Below are 16369 nucleotides of genomic sequence, written 5' to 3' on the forward strand. Positions count from 1 at the left end.
CGGGTAGTGAAGCCGGGCTTAGACTCGGCTTCTTGGTTTGTAGATCGTATTTGAGAGGCGCAGCATGCGTGAATTAGTCATTCATTGTAATCAGGATATCGCCGAGGAAATTTCCGATTTTTTGATGGATCAGGGGGCGCTATCGGTATCCGTTGAGGATGCGGATCGTGATACTGAGGAGGAGCAACCGCTCTACGGTGAGCCCGGGATGGAGCTCTTAAACTATGCATGGCAACGCAATCATGTGATTGCCTTATTGGACGATGAGACGGCCACTGAGGTTTTATTGCTGTCAATGGCGGTGGCCTTTGGCGAGGATGAGTATGAGGTAGCCAGCATTACCGAGGTTGAGGATAAAGACTGGGTACGTTTAACACAAACGCAGTTTGATCCGATGAAGCTTGGTGAGCGTATTTGGATTGTGCCGAGCTGGCATATGACGAGCCATGATGTGCTGCAAATTCGCCAAAATACTGATAACTTAGTGATTCAACTCGATCCTGGGATGGCTTTTGGTACCGGCTCGCATGCGACCACGCGCTTATGTGCGGAGTGGTTGGAGCAGCACCCACTCGCCGGCAAATCGGTGCTCGACTATGGTTGCGGCTCTGGTATTCTATCGATTATTGCCGCTAAGTTACATGCTGCCGAGGTGGTCGGGATTGATATTGATGCCCAGTCCGTGGATACCGCACGTCATAATGCCTTAATCAATGAAAGTCAGATTTATTACGGCTTGCCAGATGAGTTGCCGGAGGGTCGCTTTGATGTGGTGGTCGCCAATATTCTTGCTAATCCGCTGAAAGCCTTAGCTCCCTTACTAGCAAATCGTGTTAAAGCAGGCGGCTCCTTAGTACTTTCCGGTATTCTTGAGGGGCAGTATGAAGAGATGATCGATTACTATCGAGCTTGGGTGCATTTGGAGGTATGGCATGCGGATGAGGGTTGGGTATGTCTGCACGGCAAGGTCGAGGCCTAAACAGCACCTAGTCAGATTAAATGGTGCCTATTGAGAACTCAACGCTTATGAAAACTCGCTGCCCGAACTGCCAAACCAGATTACATGTCACCCCAGAGCAATTGCATGCGCGCGGGGGCAAGGTGCGTTGCGGTATTTGTCATACGGTGTTTAGTGCCAATGACTACGCTGAGAATCCAAATGCGCCTGCTCAGCCTCAAGCAGCTAGACCGCATCGCTACCGTGAAGAGTCACCACCGGGCTATCTGGAGGATGAACCCTATGTCGATGAGCGCAGGGCAGGTAGACAGCATCAGCGGATCTATCAGGACGAGCCTTTTATCGAGGACTCAAGGGATTATGACGAAGGCTATGATGCTATCAGACACGATGATTATGATGATGAGGTCTACTATCGTGAGTATCGTCGAGCGCGCCGTCGTGGTGGGGTGTTTTGGCTGTTTGTGGTGTTAATACTGCTTGTCGCTTTGTTGTGGCAGGGTGCGGTGGTGTTTCGTAATCAGTTGGTGCATTACTTTCCCGCCACACGCCTTGTGATTACCCAAGTATGTGCTATCGCGCAGTGTGAATTAGGTGGGACGCGATCGATTAGTCAGTTTAGTTTGGAAAATGTCTCACTTAAGGTGCGAAGCGATGTGCCGCCACAACCATCACACACGGCCTTGTTGTTACAAGCTAGGCTAGTTAATAAAGAGAATAGAGTGGCCGAATGGCCGGCGCTTGTTTTAAGCTTAAAGGATGAGCGTGGTCAGGTGGATCGACGACGTATTATTAAAGTTGAAGAGTATTTGCCCGCGGCAATGCGAGTGCAGCCAATGGCCGCATTATCCCAATATCCTATTGTCTTGCGTTTAAACTTAGCTGGTGCCATGGCGACCGGCTTTGAATTAACACCCTATTACGAAGAGTAGTTATGTCAGAACAATCAAACGACGTTTTAATTTGTGGCTCCTTAGCCTTTGATACCATCACCCGCTTTGAGGGACATTTCAAAGATCATATTTTAGCCGATACCATTCATAGCTTAAGTGTGTCCTTTTTGGTGCCGACCATGCGCAAGGAGTTTGGTGGTTGCGCCGGTAATATTGCCTACAATTTAAAGTTGTTAGGTGGAGCGCCAGTGCCAGTCGCTACGGTCGGACGTGACTTTGCCGACTATCAGCAGCATTTTGCAAGCCTCGGCATTGAACAACGTCGTATTGCCGTGTTAGAGGATGTTTTTACTGCACAATGTCATATCACCACGGATTTATCAGGTAATCAAATCAGTGCCTTTCACCCAGGCGCCATGAGTTTTGCGGCAGATAATGATATCAGTCAGGAGCAGGCGGCGTGGGCCATTGTGGCACCAGATGCGAAGGAAGCGATGTTTAAGCATGCCGAGCGTCTGCATGCAGCTGGCATTCCATTTATTTTCGATTTGGGTCAGGCCATGCCCTTATTTGATGGCAATGACTTAGCGGCCATGATGAAATTAGCCCGTGTTTTAACGGCAAATGACTATGAGATGGCTGTGATCGAGCAACGAATGGCAAAGCCAGTAGACGAACTAGCTAAGGATTTGGAAGCGATTATTGTGACCCTGGGGGGCGCTGGTTCAGTGCTTTATCATGAGGGAGAAAAAATCACCATTGAGCCGGTAACGCCAACGGCTATTGAGGATCCCACCGGTTGCGGTGATGCGCATCGTGCGGGTGTGTTGTATGGTCTTGCGGCTGGTTGGTCCTGGCTTGATAGCGCTCGTCTGGGTAATGTGATGGGTTCGATTAAAGTAGCCGTGGGTGGTCCGCAAAATCACCGACCAAGCTTAGAGGAAATTCAAAGCATATTTATTAAGACCTACGCCAATAATCCTTGGCAGTAAGATGAACAAAAGCGCCAGTATGAGAAATATTAGGCGCTTTTTTTATGCTTAGCCGATTTTGAGTGGGTATTTGTTGAACTCGATCATAGTTAAGAATAAAGAGCTTCAATACCCATTGTTAGATGTATAGAGACGATAAATTGTTCTTAATTTTTTCAGAAAGAAACCTCTTTGTCTTAATTATGTAAACACTAATGTTTTCGGGGTTTTACTCATTTAATGACACTCAGCATATTGATAGACTGAGCAGTCGTTTACATTATCTCTACTTTTAATATAGGTGCCTTATGAAAAATATAAATGTTACACGTCGCCGATTACTAACGACGAGTGGTAGCGTCCTAGGCTTGGCATCAGTTAGTGCCCTCAGTAACTTTAGCTCAACTACCAAAGCATTAGCAGCAACCCAAGGAAGCACGGCAAACAACTCTGCTTTACCAGCCTATGCCGATTGGAAAGACGCCAACCATTTAATTATTCATAGTGCTAACACTATGGAGACCAAGCGTCATGCATTTGGTAGCGGGATTATTACTCCTCTTGAACGCCTATTTGTACGTAATAACATCGCTCCGCCAAGCGAAGAAATTGTAAAAGATCCTGATGCCTGGGTTTTAGAAATTAGTGGAGTTAAAAATCCTCAAAGTTTGACCGTTGCTGAACTTAAGACATTAGGTGTGAGCACTGTTGCTATGGTCTTGCAATGTAGCGGTAATGGCCGCGCTTATTTTCCCTCGAAACCGAGTGGGACCCAATGGACAGTTGGTGCTGCTGGGTGCGTTATGTTTACGGGTGTACCTGTTAAAACTTTGTTAGAACACGTGCAAGGCATGGATGAAGGCGCGAAATACATGACAGGTACGGGTGGAGAACCAATCCCTGATGGTTTGGATCCAAATACTATTCAAGTTGAACGTTCAGTACCTCTGGAAGCCATTGAGGACGCTTTACTCGCTTGGGAAATTAATGGTAAACCTATTCCGTTGGCTCATGGTGGTCCTTTGCGTCTGGTCGTGCCTGGTTACACTGGTGTCAACAATGTTAAGTATATCAAGCGTCTAGCTTTTACCGCAGAACAGTCAGCAGCCAATATTCAACAAAGTGGTTACAGACTTGCTCCCATGGGAGAGAAGGGAGCTCCTACTCAAGAATCAGTATGGACCATGCCAGTTAAGTCGTGGATTACTTACCCAAGCGATCCCGATGAGCAAGTACATGCTGGGAAAATACAGATCCAAGGACTTGCGATGGGCGGTACTACAGATGTCACGAAGATTGAAGTTTCTACTGATGGTGGAGAAAGCTGGCATGAAGCTGAATTTATCGGTCCAGACTTGGGTCCTTACGCATGGCGACAATTCGTCTTATCAGTTGAGTTAGAGACCGGTACATACAAGCTTGCTAGCCGCGCAACTAATAAAAACGGCGAGACTCAACCGGCAGATCGATTAGAAAATAATCGCGGATACCTTAATAATAGCTGGGTTGATCATAGCTTAGAAGTAGTTTTAGTTTAGTCCTATCATTTTTATACAACATGCAGGCTGAAACTCCTTGTTTTCAGCCTGCATGTTACGTTTAATCCGGTATTTATGAAACAATTATTAGTCGCTTTAGGCACCCTTATCGTATCATTCTCTAGTGTCACCGCATTTGCAGACGAAGCACGTTTGGAACGTGGCAAAGAGTTATTTATTAGTTCAGCGCAACCTATTCCCTGTGCTATTTGTCACACTCTCAATGATGCTGGCACCACAGGCACTATCGGTCCGAATTTTGATGAGTTAAAACCAGATGCAGAACGCATTCGCAGAACCATGCTTGAAGGCATGGGTGCTATGCCTTCATTTGAGGATATGGATGAAGACGATAGAGAGGCAGTTATCGAGTATTTAGTGTCAGCTACTCAATAGCATCATTTCACATGACATGATCTAAAGATCAAAACGCCCTATAACATCATATAGGGCTATAATTTAATTGTCGGTAGCTCTCAAAAGTCTGAATGTCAGACTTTTTTGACGGGCTGAGCTACTCCTTTGCTTTAAAGGGGTAAGACTGATACCAAGAGCAGATGAGATTGTGGACATTTGTCGTAAAACAAAGCAAGCGATTGTTAGTCTTCGGCGAGCGTGTCGACAACTTTCCCCGATATTGAACTATGATGAGTCAACTTGTACTTGCTCACTCAACTTTATCTCGAAGCACTTGGTCTTAATTGTGCGGCGTAATGACTGACCATACATAGCTGAGCCAGATAATTCTTTTCAACCATCTTTCGATCCAGTGCCGTCGCAGGAGTCCATTCGGAGCCGCTAGGATGGATTTTCTTTTGACTGCGCGCTTTATAAGCGTAAAACTTTGCCACTCGGGTTGTGCAAGGCGCACATCATAACACTGTCGCATCAGCTGGTACATACTGCTTAACACGTATTATGAGCAACACTTATTTTTTGCTAAAGACTTCTATGGCTGACCTCTGTTTATTAAACAGGTTAATGGTCATCACCATATCCTGGGTGAGCAGACGAAGCTTAAAAAACCGAACTTTATAAGCCTGATTGACCAAAAACTCAATTTTCGACAGAGTTATTCGTGTTTTATATCGCCATTGATTTTGCGCGCCCAAAAACCAGTGAGATGGGATACGCTAAACGCTATGGCGATTGTTAATTAAATGGAGAATCGTATGACTGATGATATACATAAGCTACCAAAACAGACCAAAGCGCAACTATACAGGGCGCTTGATGAATACCGAATTGCTTTTATTATGGCGTGTAATAACCTGTATTCGAAGAAGTTATATGACCAAGGGTTGACCTATGCTGATGTGATCGAAGCAATGGATAACGTATCAGGATGGCTACAATTTGTTGAGGGTGACGAGATTCAATATGTCGTAACGACAAATGAAGCAGGTCGCCCCCTCTTAGTACCCATAAGCCACTACGGTCGAGACTTAATCAGTCAGTACAACATTAGAGAGTATCAGGGCACTCAGGACTATGTTGATAAGGCAATCATAGTCGACGAGAACCCGCAGATATTCATTTTAGAACCGACAGCAGAAGTGGTTGCAGGGCTAGCAAAATTAGCAAATCAAAACCCCAATCTAATGCGGGCGTTCGGGCTAGATCCTGATGACTTTAAAAATTATAAAGAGGAAGACAAATAAAATTCATCATCCCAATAACCTCATTGCCATTGAACGTGATGACCACGTCACCTTGTTAACCTGACTGAGCGTTTGATTGAGTGGAAGAAGACAGGTCGCTTTCCAGCTTAATTGACATTTTGTTCATATAATCCCTTATTTCATTTCGCAATGACTGTGTTAGCATGATTTGAAGTTTCTACCCATCACTTCATCTGGTTGCAGGAGGTTAGCTATGAAAATCATGGATCTACGCAGTGTTGGTCTTGATATGGATTTCCCATTCAAGAAGCGTTATGAAAACTACATTGGCGGTAAGTGGGTGCCACCGACCGCGGGTAACTATTTTGAGAATATCAGCCCAGTTAATGGTCAAGCCTTTTGTGAGGCACCACGATCTGATGCTGATGATATCAATTTAGCCATTGATGCAGCCGAGCGAGCGTTCAAGGGGTGGGCTAGTACACCCGCCCAAGAGCGTTCGGCCGTGCTGTTACGCATCGCCGATCGCATGGAGCAAAACCTTGAGCTGCTCGCAGTTGCAGAAACCATTGATAATGGTAAGCCTTTACGTGAAACGATGGCGGCTGACTTACCACTCGGTATCGATCATTTCCGTTATTTTGCGGGGTGCCTGCGCGCCGAAGAGGGTGCCATCTCTGATATTGAGCCAAATACCGTGGCTTATCATTTCCAAGAGCCAATTGGTGTGGTGGGGCAAATTATTCCGTGGAACTTCCCACTCTTGATGGCGTGTTGGAAGTTGGCGCCTGCCTTAGCAGCGGGTTGTACCATTGTGATGAAGCCGGCGGAGCAGACGCCTGTATCGATTCTCTTATTGATGGAGATTATTGGTGATTTATTACCACCAGGCGTTGTTAATATTGTGAATGGCTTTGGTAAGGAAGCGGGTGAGGCCTTAGCAACTAGTCATCGTATCGCCAAGATCGCCTTTACCGGTTCGACCCCAGTCGGTCAGCATATTTTACGTTGCGCTGCGGATACTCTTATCCCCGCCACGGTGGAGTTAGGCGGTAAGAGTCCAAATATTTTCTTTGAAAACGTAATGGATGCCGATGATGCTTTCCTCAATAAGGCGCTTGAGGGTGCTGCGATGTTTGCACTTAATCAGGGTGAGATATGTACTGCACCGTCACGCCTTTTAGTTCAAGAGTCAATTTATGAGCGCTTTATTGAAAAAGTGATCGCACGCGTTGATGCCATTAAAAAGGGTAATCCACTCGATAAAACAACCATGGTCGGTGCTCAGGTATCTGAGGCCCAGCTTAACCGTATTCTAGGCTACATTAACCTTGGTCGGGATGAGGGCGCGACGGCCTTAATCGGAGGTGAGCGCAACCTACTTGGTGGTGAGTTAGATAGTGGTTATTTTGTGAAACCTACGATGCTCTTAGGGGACAACAAAATGCGCATCTTCCAAGAGGAAATTTTTGGTCCTGTTGCTGCCGTGACTACCTTCAAAGATGAGGAAGAGGCGCTTGCGATTGCTAATGACAGTATCTTTGGTTTAGGGGCTGGGGTTTGGAGTCGTAATGGTTCACAAGCCTATCGTATGGGTCGTGGTATCCTAGCCGGTCGTGTATGGACGAACTGCTATCATATGTATCCTGCACATGCTGCCTTCGGTGGTTATAAGCAATCAGGTATTGGTCGTGAAACCCACAAGATGGCGCTAGCGAACTACCAGCAGACGAAGTGCTTATTAGTGAGTTACAGTGATGATGCCTTAGGCTTCTTCTAATTGTGTAGCGCTCGCTTAAGTTAAACCCCAAAGTCCGACATAGATTTTGGGGTTTTCTTGTATTAAAAAATAGTGTGAGCGCTAGTTTATAGTCACTCCCCCAAAATAAAAAAGCGCCAATAGCATGACATACTAGGCGCTTTGCTGATAAGAGTTGGATCTGCAAACTAAATAAAGGCTTTAACTAAGGGGGACTCAATTCCCTTTAGACCGGCTAATAACACCTGACATACAATCGCTACCACCATCGGTGATAAATCAATGCCTTGCATGCGATTTAATAGCGGCAAATTACGGATGGGCGTAAGAATCGGTTCCAGTAAGGCCTTAAAGAGGGTGATCGCTGGTGACATGGGGTTAATCCACGACAAAATGGCATAAAACAGGGTCAACCAAAAAAGTAGGTTGAGCGCATTTTTAGCTAAAAGCAATAAGCCTTCAAACGGCAAATAGCTCAAAAGGGCTTGCGCTTGACTGCCTAGGACAATGAAGAGTGCCAATAATAGCTGCAATACACAGGTTATGTAGGCAGCGAGTAGGGAGGCTGTATCAATGCGACGGGTCACTGGGAGGATTTTGCGTAAAGGCACCACGAGCCAACTGGTGAACTGAGTGACATTGGCAATTAGGGGGTTAAAGGCTGGTATACGCAAGTAGTAAAACCATGCGCCCAATAGTAATGCAGCACAAAATAGGGTGCCTATAATCTGGATTAAGAACAATATCATCGTCATATACTAAGTCTCTTAAGGCAAGGGCTGCTTAAAAATAAACTAGCCGACTGAGTCGTCGGCTAGTAAGCAAAACCGGGTCAATCAATTAGCAACTATTTTAGCAGATCGATTCGCACCGAAATTTTTAATTAAGCACCGTCCCGGACGATTAGTCATTGCTATTGCTTTTGCCCACCGGGAACGGCCATTTAGGTTTAGCCGCTTCATTGGGCACACTGACTTTACGTGTTACCACGGCTTTAGCAGGGGTTGGTGGGTTATCCACTGGTTTATCCGCTGGCGCTTTTTTAACGGCGACTTTTTTAGTTGCCGCCTTTTTGGCCGGTGCTTTTTTAGCTACCGTTTTTTTAGCGGTGGTCGTTTTTGTGCTTACTGCGCTTTCAGTAGCCTCAGGGGTAAGCTCAGTCTGGGCTGCCGTCTTCGTTGCGGCTTTGCTAGCCGCAGTTTTTTTCGCAGCTGTCGTGGCTTTCTTGGCAGCTGTCGTTTTTTTCACGGCAGGTGTAGCTTTCTTTGCAGCCGTTGTTGCTTTTTTCGCTGCAGTGGTGGTTTTCTTCGCCGCTGCTGTTTTGGCTGTGCGCTTAGTTGCTGTTTTAGCGGCCGTTGTTTTGCTGGCTGCCTTCTTTGCTGGTGCCGCTTTTACTGCTGCTTGCTTAGTGGCTGTCGTCGTTTCAGTCTTGAGCTCTTCAGCAGTGCTGTTGGTAGCAGCAGCGGTTTTTTTGGCTGCCACTTTTTTGGCGGCAGGGCTTTTAGCAGCACTGGCTCGGGTCGTAGTTTTTCGTGCCGTGGTTTTCTTTACGGCTTTTTTGGCTGCCGTGGTTTTTGTAGCGGCAGTCGTTTTAGTCTCGACTTCATCCGTAGCCGCTACGGTTGCCGCTTTGGTGGCTGCGGTTTTTTTGCTGATAGCCATTGAAACGCTCCTTGATTAGTTAATCGTCTAACTTAAGATTACTGTATTTTTAAGTTCAAATCACTGATTACTTAATGTGCTGCTCTGATAACACCTGCTGCAGACGCGCTAACACCACATCACGACCTAGTAGAGCCAATACGGCATCAACCGATGGGGTCTGCTTTTGACCCGTAATTGCCACTCGCAGTGGAATACCGAGCGCAGGCATTTTGACCGCTTTGGCCGCAAGGGTCTCTTTAATCGTGGCTGCTAAGCTCTCGACTGACCAGTTGTCTAACTGCTCGGCGCGCGCTTTAAAATCCGCTAAGATAGCAAGCGCATCAGGCGTTAGGACTTGCGCTTTAAGTGCCTCATCCGCTGCTTGATAAGGACCAAAGAAGAGCATGGCTGAATCTGCTAACTGCTCTAGGGTCTCGGCCCGATCCTTAAATAAATTAAGAATAGCCACCGTCTCAAAGCCATCGGTTTGACCGCCACGGGCTTCAATGCGTGGTAGCACAGCCTGCATCAGCTCCTCATCGCTAAGTTGCTTAATATAGTGGGCATTGAGCCAGTTTAGCTTTTTAGGATCCCATTGCGCAGCCGCTTTGGAGAGGTTGTCAGTATTAAACCATTCGATAAATTGTGCGCGACTGAAAATCTCATCGTCACCATGACTCCAACCCAAACGAGCTAGGTAATTGACCATGGCCTCAGGTAGGTAGCCCTCATGATGATATTCCATCACACTGACGGCACCATGTCGTTTGGATAGCTTTTGACCATCCGGTCCTAAAATCATCGGCACATGACAATAGACGGGGATCGTGGCGCCCAAGGCTTCTAAAATATTAATCTGACGCGGGGTGTTATTGACATGGTCATCACCGCGAATCACATGCGTGATCCCCATATCCCAGTCATCCACCACCACACAGAAGTTGTAAGTGGGGCTGCCATCGGGACGCGCAATAATCAAATCATCCAACTCGGCATTGGCAATCGTAATAGGACCTTTAACCATATCGTCCCACATCACAAAGCCATCTTGAGGATTTTTAAAACGCACCACCGGATGTCGATCGGCGGGAATGGGTGGGAGTGTTTTACCAGCTTCAGGGCGCCAAGTACCATCGTACTTAGGCTTTAAACCCTTAGCGCGAGCAGCCTCACGCATGGCCTCTACTTCCTCGGGGCTACTGTAGCAATAATAAGCTTTACCCTCATCAAGTAATTGCTGGATGACCTCTTTGTAGCGCTCAAAATGCTGTGTTTGATAGAAGGGACCCTCATCATGATCTAAATCTAGCCACTGCATCCCCTTTAGAATAGCCTCGACCGCTTCAGGGGTGGAGCGTTCTAAATCGGTATCTTCAATTCTTAAAATAAACTGACCCTGATGGTGACGGGCAAAGGCCCAAGAAAAGAGGGCGGTACGTGCACCACCTAAATGTAAATAGCCAGTTGGGGAGGGAGCAAAACGAGTTCTAACGGTAGCAGTTGTCATGATGTTAAATCGGTTTAAATCTAAAATTTCCTCACGCAGTAAGGTGGCGTGATGTTAGTTTTAATTGTACGCTTTACATTGTAAAATAGGAACTATCATACCATTAAGATGCAACATAGCTGAGCTTGAGTTGCTCCCTTATCGCCAATTAGCTGACATTATTCTTATGTATAAACATCGACTAGCCGCCTTATTTGATCCTAGCTCCATTTTGGTGATTAGTGATATTGATTTGCCCCTCTCTAAGTACATTGCAGGTCGCTCCCGGCGCCAGGTTGAGTGGCACCGCTGGGATATAGCCTCACAGCAAGAGGTGGTAAATGTCGGCACCAGTCTGCGGGCGGACACGCCGGATGATACCTTGGAGGCTCCTGATCTTGCCTTAATCTGCTTAGCCTCTAAAAAAGTTGAGCTAGCGCTACAACTACTATCCAAAAGACGACCTAAGGCCTTAATTATCCTGCCCTATACCGATATCGATGCCGATGCACTTAGCTTAGCCCCTAGGATTAAGGCCTGGGCCCAGGAGCATCAATGCCTCTTGTTGGGGCCACGTAGCTTCGGTGTGCAGCGTCCGATGCAGGGGCTGAATTTTAGTCGTATCCCCTTAGTGCATCGCGGTAAGGTGGCGGTTGTCTCACAGTCACGGATGATTTTAATGTCTGTCTTAGACTGGGCTGCCGAGTCCGGTGTCGGTGTGTCGACAGCGGTGTCCACGGGCGAGGTCCCAGGGGTGAGCTTAGCGGAGATCATTGAGTACTTGGCGGGCGACACTTACACCAGCAGCATCGTGTTGTATTTGGATAAGTTAACTCAAGGACGTGCTTTACTCAGCGCCTTAAGGGCAGCAGCGGCGGTTAAACCGGTGGTGGTATTCCGTGCGGGGCGCATGGATAGCGAGCTGTTGGGTGAGGACGTGGTGTTTGATGCGGCCGTTAGGCGCTCTGGTGCGGTGCGAGCCAATTATATTCTGGAGCTTTTCTCGGCATTGAAGACCGTTAACCATATTCGTAAGCCTAAAGGTGGTCGCTTAGCTATTTTAGGTAATGGCCGTGCACAGACGCAGTTACTTTGGGATGTCTTGGGTTCAGCCGGTGAGGCGGCACGCCTTGGCTATTTATCACCAGACACACAGCATACTTTAGCGGTGCATTTGGGTCCCGGTTCGATTACGACTAATCCGGTCATCGGTTATAAGCCATTTAGCAGTAGTAGTTTAGTGGCTGCCTTAAAAATATTGGTTGACGATCCGGCGATTGATGCGGTGATGCTGATTTTAGCGCCCGATGAGGCGAGCGATATGGAGGAAATCGTGCGCGGCTTGGCGGAGTATGCGCCTAAAGCGCCCAAGCCGATATTTACCACGCTCTTTGGTGAAGAGATTATGCATCCCTTAAGGCAGATTATGGATGAAGCAGGTACGCCAGCCTTTAGAAATCCGGAAACTGCGTTTTTTGGTTTTAATACGATTAATGCCTATCACTATAACCAGCAGCTATTACAGCAGGTGCGGATTCCCTTATTGGTCAACACTGAACCTGATAAAGAGGCGGTGCAAACACTTATTGATAAGGCGCGGGCTGAGGGTCGGACGGTACTCAGTTTAGAGGAGATACGCAGTATTTTCCGTAGCTACAATGTCGATATGCTGTGGGCGGATGAGATGGACGAGCATCGTGAGGAAATTGACGATGAGGCCCCTTTTGCGCGTGTGACGGTCAAGCGAGATCCGATTTTCGGGCCATGGATTTATTTTGGTGAGGGTAAGCATGAGGTGCGTATTTCAGAGCATGATCATGGGCAAGATTTGCCACCCTTAAATGCGTTTTTGGCAGCGCAGCTCATTGAGCGTAGTCGTTTTTGGCGTTTAGAATTGCATTTTTATGCAGAAGAACATCATTTTGTGAAGTTGCAAAAGCTGCTTGAAATCGTCAGTGATTTGGTGAGCGAGCACCCAGATATTGAAACGATGGAAATTAATCCTATTGCTTTAGGGTTAAATAATCTCATTGCCGATAGTGCCACGATCAGTCTTACGGCGGAGCCACAAGCGAAGACTGTCGAAAGTCGCTACCAACATTTGGCGATCCATCCTTATCCTCATTATTTGGTTGAGCATAAAGTGTTTCAGGACGGTATACCGTGGACCTTGCGACCGATTCGTCCAGAAGATGCCGAAGCGCTACAAAACTTTATTCGCAGCTTATCCGACAGCTCGCGTTATATGCGCTTTGTGTCAATGATGAGTGAATTAACGCCAAAAATGCTAACGCGCTATACCTATGTGGATTATGACAAAGAGCTAGCCCTAGTGGCGACTACCGAGGTGCCTAATCCAGCGAATCGCGGCCTGCCGCAAGAGGTCATTATCGGTTTAGCCCACTATTTACGTAATAACGACGGGGTCGGTGCCGAATATGCTTTGGTTATTTCGGACGATTGGCAGCGCCGTCGTTTGGGGCATTCGCTGATGTCAAAGCTGATCGAGCTAGGTCGACAGCAGGGCTTGGAGTATCTGGAGGGTATTGTGCTTAGCAATAACAAAGCGATGTTGAGTCTAATGACTGGCTTGGGCATGATAAATGATCCTGACCCGGAAGATCACAGCGTACGTCGAGTATGGATGCCTTTTAAGTAGCGTACGGAGTAGCTCATTAGCTCTTAGGGGGCTGGCTGTCGTGAGGAGCGGCGAGTGGCGATAAAAAAACCTGCTTATCCAACGATCAGCAGGTTTAATCATGTAGCTCAACTTAGTTCGCGTGGGCGCTCAAGAAGTCGTTAATGTCGCGAATTTCTTCGGCGCAAACCTCGTGTTGCATCGGGTAATCATGCCATTCTACCTCATAGCCCCATTCACGCAGTTGATCGCGACTTTGTTCGCCGCGCGCCATTTGCACCACTGGGTCAAGGGAGCCATGCACCATTAAAATGGGCGTGTTTTGATTGGCCGCATGACGCTCCTCAGCCGTTTGTTCGAGCAATGGCAGATAGCCTGAGAGGCCGATTACGCCGCCAAGCTTTTTGGGATAACGTAGGCCAGTCGCTAGCGCCATAGCGCAACCCTGTGAAAAGCCCGCCAAGAAAATGTTTTCAGAAGGAATACCACGTTCAATTTCACGCTCGATCAAGGCATTAATATCCTCAATTGACTTGCGAATGCCCGTTTCATCTTCACGCACACCACCAATATCCATGGTGAGAAGATCGTACCACGCAGGCATCACATAGCCGTTATTGATAGTGACGGGAATGGAGGGCGCATTGGGGAATACAAAGCGGATGTTTAAGGCCTCCGGCAAGCGAAAGTAGGGCGGTACTGGCACAAAGTCATGTGCATTAGCCCCTAAACCATGCATCCAAATCACGCTGTGGGTGGGTACGGTATCCTTTTTAGGATGAATTAACTCAATACAATTTAACAGTTCTTGACTCATAAAAACACTTCCTTAATCTAGGGTGAGGCGTAAGACGCTTTACTCTATCACGTCCTTGAGAAATTGAAATAAAGCTCGGTATTGCTTACGTTGTGGTGTTTGATTCTCGCTTAGCTTAGCGTTTTGCGCCTGCTCCTTGCGAGCGGCACGCACCACACTGCGGAGGGCTTGAATATCAAGCTGTGGGTATTGTTCGATAAACTTCGTCACCTCCTCATCGCTTTCAATTAAGCGCTCACGCATTAATTCTAATCGATGGAAATGATCATTTTGCTCCTTGGAACCATGCTTCCAGGTGTGCAACAGCGTTTTAATCGTCTCCAGATCGGCTTGGCGCAAGAGCTTTGCGGCATAATGCGTCTGGCGTCGCTTAGCGCCATGGCTTTTGAAACTTTTTGCTTGCTCCAAGGCGCGCGTCATTTCCTCCTCCAGTGGGAGTTGACGTATTCTATCCACAGAGAGCTCAATTAATTCCTTGGTTAAATCAACAATGGCATGTAGTTCACGCTTAACCTGCGACTTGCTAGGGCCGTCATAGCCGTTGTCATCGAAGCTTGGGTCGTTGTTGTGCTCGGATTCTATTGTCATAGAGGTATTAAAAGGTTTATAAAAACGTGTCAGTCGTATATGATAGCCTGAGAGCTAAATTGATTGGTAAAAAACCATCCATCCTATTTACAAGGTAGTTGATTTTTAATGAGTGTTAGCAGTTCAGATTTTGAGTTAATTGTACAAAAGGCCTTAGCCAAAGCCAAAGAATTGGGGGCTAGTGATGCGTCCGCAGGCGTGTCCGAATCGGCTGGTTTAGTGGTGGGCGTGCGTCAGGGGCAAGTAGAAACCATTGAGCGTACCCGCGATCGTTCCTTAGGGGTGACGGTTTATCGTGGTAAGGCGCGCGGTTCGGCCTCCACCTCGGATTTGAGTGATAAGGCTTTGGCAGAAACGGTTGCTGCCGCCTGGAATATCGCTCGTTATACCGCAGAGGATGAGGCTGCTGGACTACCGGACCCGCAGGACTTAGCGACGGATTTTCGTGATCTGCAACTTTATAAGCCGTGGGATATTGATCCTAGTAGTGCCACGGAATTGGCCTTGCAGGCAGAAGAAGCGGCACTCGCATCGAGTGACAAAATCACGAATAGTGAGGGGGCGCAGGTTAATACCGGTAGCGGTCGTTTTGTGATCGCTAATAGTGCGGGCTTTATGGGTGGTTATCAGTATAGTCAGCACGGTATTTCCGCTACTGTGATTGCCGGCAAGGGTGACGGCATGCAGCGTGATTATTGGTATACCGCAAATCGCTATCCAGAGCGTTTGCAATCGCCCCAACAGGTGGGCGAGATAGCAGCGCAGCGCACGGTCAAGCGTTTAAATGCGCGTAAGCTACCCACAGGGCGCTATCCAGTGATTTATGAGGCCCCGCTAGCCATTGGTTTAATCGGGCATTTGGCGCAGGCTATCAGCGGTGGTCTGCTGTATCGTAAAAGTAGCTTTTTACTCGATTCCTTAGGCACTGAGTTGATGCCCTCGCATCTTACTATCCATGAGGATCCCTTTATTTTGGGCGCCATGGGCAGTGGCACCTTTGATAATGAGGGGGTTGCCACGACGGCGCGTGATTTGCTTAAAGACGGCATTTTGCAGGGCTATTTACTATCAAGCTACAGTGCACGTAAGCTAGGCATGCGCACCACTGGCAATGCGGGCGGATCGCATAATTTGATTATGCAATCGAGCTTGACCCAGCCTGAAGACAGCTTAGCCGCATTATTAAAGAAAATGGATCGGGGTTTATTGCTCACCGAGTTAATTGGCCGAGGGGTGAATTATGTGACCGGTGATTATTCCCGTGGCGCCTTTGGTTATTGGGTGGAAAACGGTGAAATCCAGTATCCTGTGCAGGAAATTACCATTGCTGGTAACCTACGGGAGATGTTTCAGCAAATACAGGCCGTTGGCGCAGATCAAATCACGCGTGGCGCTAAAACCAGTGGTTCCGTACTGATTGAGCAGATGGCGGTTGCCGGTGCCTAAGGGAGCCTA

General features: G+C 47.5%; 14 protein-coding genes. 9 read left to right on the forward strand and 5 right to left on the reverse strand.

Annotation, left to right across the window (positions count from 1 at the left end):
- Positions 1-64: 64 nt before the first annotated feature.
- The 7 genes from prmA to A3GA_RS0101425 all read left to right on the forward strand — a co-directional run bounded on the left by prmA (position 65) and on the right by A3GA_RS0101425 (position 7762).
- Positions 65-979: a 50S ribosomal protein L11 methyltransferase gene (prmA, locus tag A3GA_RS0101395; RefSeq protein WP_018025597.1), complete on the forward strand. Its 915-nt coding sequence runs from the start codon at positions 65-67 to the stop codon at positions 977-979.
- Positions 980-1026: 47 nt separating this feature from the next.
- Complete coding sequence (locus A3GA_RS0101400) at positions 1027-1890, forward strand: DUF3426 domain-containing protein (protein ID WP_115342741.1); 864 nt, start codon at positions 1027-1029, stop codon at positions 1888-1890.
- Between the two features lie 2 nt (positions 1891-1892).
- A complete protein-coding gene (locus tag A3GA_RS0101405) occupies positions 1893-2843 on the forward strand; it encodes a carbohydrate kinase family protein (RefSeq protein ID WP_018025599.1) in 951 nt (316 codons plus the stop codon).
- A 287-nt stretch (positions 2844-3130) separates the two neighbouring features.
- The gene (gene sorT, locus A3GA_RS0101410; protein ID WP_018025600.1) at positions 3131-4360 is read left to right on the forward strand and encodes a SorT family sulfite dehydrogenase catalytic subunit; all 1230 of its coding nucleotides are present in this window, start codon (positions 3131-3133) and stop codon (positions 4358-4360) included.
- Positions 4361-4435: 75 nt separating this feature from the next.
- Complete coding sequence (gene sorU, locus A3GA_RS0101415) at positions 4436-4756, forward strand: SorU family sulfite dehydrogenase c-type cytochrome subunit (RefSeq protein ID WP_018025601.1); 321 nt, start codon at positions 4436-4438, stop codon at positions 4754-4756.
- A gap of 776 nt (positions 4757-5532) precedes the next feature.
- On the forward strand, positions 5533-6021 hold the full coding sequence (locus tag A3GA_RS0101420; RefSeq protein WP_018025602.1) for a hypothetical protein: 489 nt from the start codon (positions 5533-5535) through the stop codon (positions 6019-6021).
- A gap of 214 nt (positions 6022-6235) precedes the next feature.
- On the forward strand, positions 6236-7762 hold the full coding sequence (locus tag A3GA_RS0101425; protein WP_018025603.1) for an aldehyde dehydrogenase family protein: 1527 nt from the start codon (positions 6236-6238) through the stop codon (positions 7760-7762).
- Positions 7763-7929: 167 nt separating this feature from the next.
- On the opposite strand, the gene A3GA_RS0101430 is transcribed toward A3GA_RS0101425, so the two are convergent.
- From A3GA_RS0101430 to gltX, 3 genes are all read right to left on the reverse strand, one after another.
- A complete protein-coding gene (locus A3GA_RS0101430) occupies positions 7930-8496 on the reverse strand; it encodes a YggT family protein (RefSeq protein ID WP_018025604.1) in 567 nt (188 codons plus the stop codon).
- A gap of 148 nt (positions 8497-8644) precedes the next feature.
- Positions 8645-9403: a hypothetical protein gene (locus A3GA_RS0101435; RefSeq protein WP_018025605.1), complete on the reverse strand. Its 759-nt coding sequence runs from the start codon at positions 9401-9403 to the stop codon at positions 8645-8647.
- Between the two features lie 67 nt (positions 9404-9470).
- Positions 9471-10892: a glutamate--tRNA ligase gene (gltX, locus tag A3GA_RS0101440; protein WP_018025606.1), complete on the reverse strand. Its 1422-nt coding sequence runs from the start codon at positions 10890-10892 to the stop codon at positions 9471-9473.
- 166 nt (positions 10893-11058) lie between these two features.
- Here gltX and A3GA_RS0101445 point away from each other — a divergent pair, with 166 nt between their 5' ends.
- Positions 11059-13530 carry a bifunctional acetate--CoA ligase family protein/GNAT family N-acetyltransferase gene (locus tag A3GA_RS0101445; RefSeq protein ID WP_018025607.1) on the forward strand — a complete coding sequence of 824 codons (2472 nt, stop codon included), beginning with the start codon at positions 11059-11061 and terminating at the stop codon, positions 13528-13530.
- Positions 13531-13642: 112 nt separating this feature from the next.
- Here A3GA_RS0101445 and A3GA_RS0101450 read toward each other — a convergent pair whose 3' ends face one another.
- Both A3GA_RS0101450 and yjgA read right to left on the reverse strand, forming a co-directional pair.
- On the reverse strand, positions 13643-14326 hold the full coding sequence (locus tag A3GA_RS0101450; RefSeq protein WP_018025608.1) for an alpha/beta hydrolase: 684 nt from the start codon (positions 14324-14326) through the stop codon (positions 13643-13645).
- A 39-nt stretch (positions 14327-14365) separates the two neighbouring features.
- Positions 14366-14914 (reverse strand): ribosome biogenesis factor YjgA, encoded by a 549-nt coding sequence (gene yjgA, locus A3GA_RS0101455; protein ID WP_018025609.1) that lies wholly within the window; start codon positions 14912-14914, stop codon positions 14366-14368.
- A gap of 108 nt (positions 14915-15022) precedes the next feature.
- On the opposite strand from yjgA, the gene pmbA reads away from it, so the two are divergent.
- Positions 15023-16360 (forward strand): metalloprotease PmbA, encoded by a 1338-nt coding sequence (pmbA, locus tag A3GA_RS0101460; protein ID WP_018025610.1) that lies wholly within the window; start codon positions 15023-15025, stop codon positions 16358-16360.
- The last annotated feature ends 9 nt before the right edge of the window (positions 16361-16369 follow it).

It is taken from the genome of Oligella urethralis DSM 7531, from assembly GCF_000372065.1.
GTDB lineage: Bacteria > Pseudomonadota > Gammaproteobacteria > Burkholderiales > Burkholderiaceae_B > Oligella > Oligella urethralis.

Bases quoted from the DNA above. Each gene is read 5' to 3' on its own strand.
- prmA (WP_018025597.1), top strand. From the start codon at position 65: ATGCGTGAATTAGTCATTCATTGTAATCAGGATATCGCCGAGGAAATT.
- A3GA_RS0101400 (WP_115342741.1), top strand. From the start codon at position 1,027: ATGAAAACTCGCTGCCCGAACTGCCAAACCAGATTACATGTCACCCCA.
- A3GA_RS0101405 (WP_018025599.1), top strand. From the start codon at position 1,893: ATGTCAGAACAATCAAACGACGTTTTAATTTGTGGCTCCTTAGCCTTT.
- sorT (WP_018025600.1), top strand. From the start codon at position 3,131: ATGAAAAATATAAATGTTACACGTCGCCGATTACTAACGACGAGTGGT.
- sorU (WP_018025601.1), top strand. From the start codon at position 4,436: ATGAAACAATTATTAGTCGCTTTAGGCACCCTTATCGTATCATTCTCT.
- A3GA_RS0101420 (WP_018025602.1), top strand. From the start codon at position 5,533: ATGACTGATGATATACATAAGCTACCAAAACAGACCAAAGCGCAACTA.
- A3GA_RS0101425 (WP_018025603.1), top strand. From the start codon at position 6,236: ATGAAAATCATGGATCTACGCAGTGTTGGTCTTGATATGGATTTCCCA.
- A3GA_RS0101430 (WP_018025604.1), bottom strand. From the start codon at position 8,496: ATGACGATGATATTGTTCTTAATCCAGATTATAGGCACCCTATTTTGT.
- A3GA_RS0101435 (WP_018025605.1), bottom strand. From the start codon at position 9,403: ATGGCTATCAGCAAAAAAACCGCAGCCACCAAAGCGGCAACCGTAGCG.
- gltX (WP_018025606.1), bottom strand. From the start codon at position 10,892: ATGACAACTGCTACCGTTAGAACTCGTTTTGCTCCCTCCCCAACTGGC.
- A3GA_RS0101445 (WP_018025607.1), top strand. From the start codon at position 11,059: ATGTATAAACATCGACTAGCCGCCTTATTTGATCCTAGCTCCATTTTG.
- A3GA_RS0101450 (WP_018025608.1), bottom strand. From the start codon at position 14,326: ATGAGTCAAGAACTGTTAAATTGTATTGAGTTAATTCATCCTAAAAAG.
- yjgA (WP_018025609.1), bottom strand. From the start codon at position 14,914: ATGACAATAGAATCCGAGCACAACAACGACCCAAGCTTCGATGACAAC.
- pmbA (WP_018025610.1), top strand. From the start codon at position 15,023: ATGAGTGTTAGCAGTTCAGATTTTGAGTTAATTGTACAAAAGGCCTTA.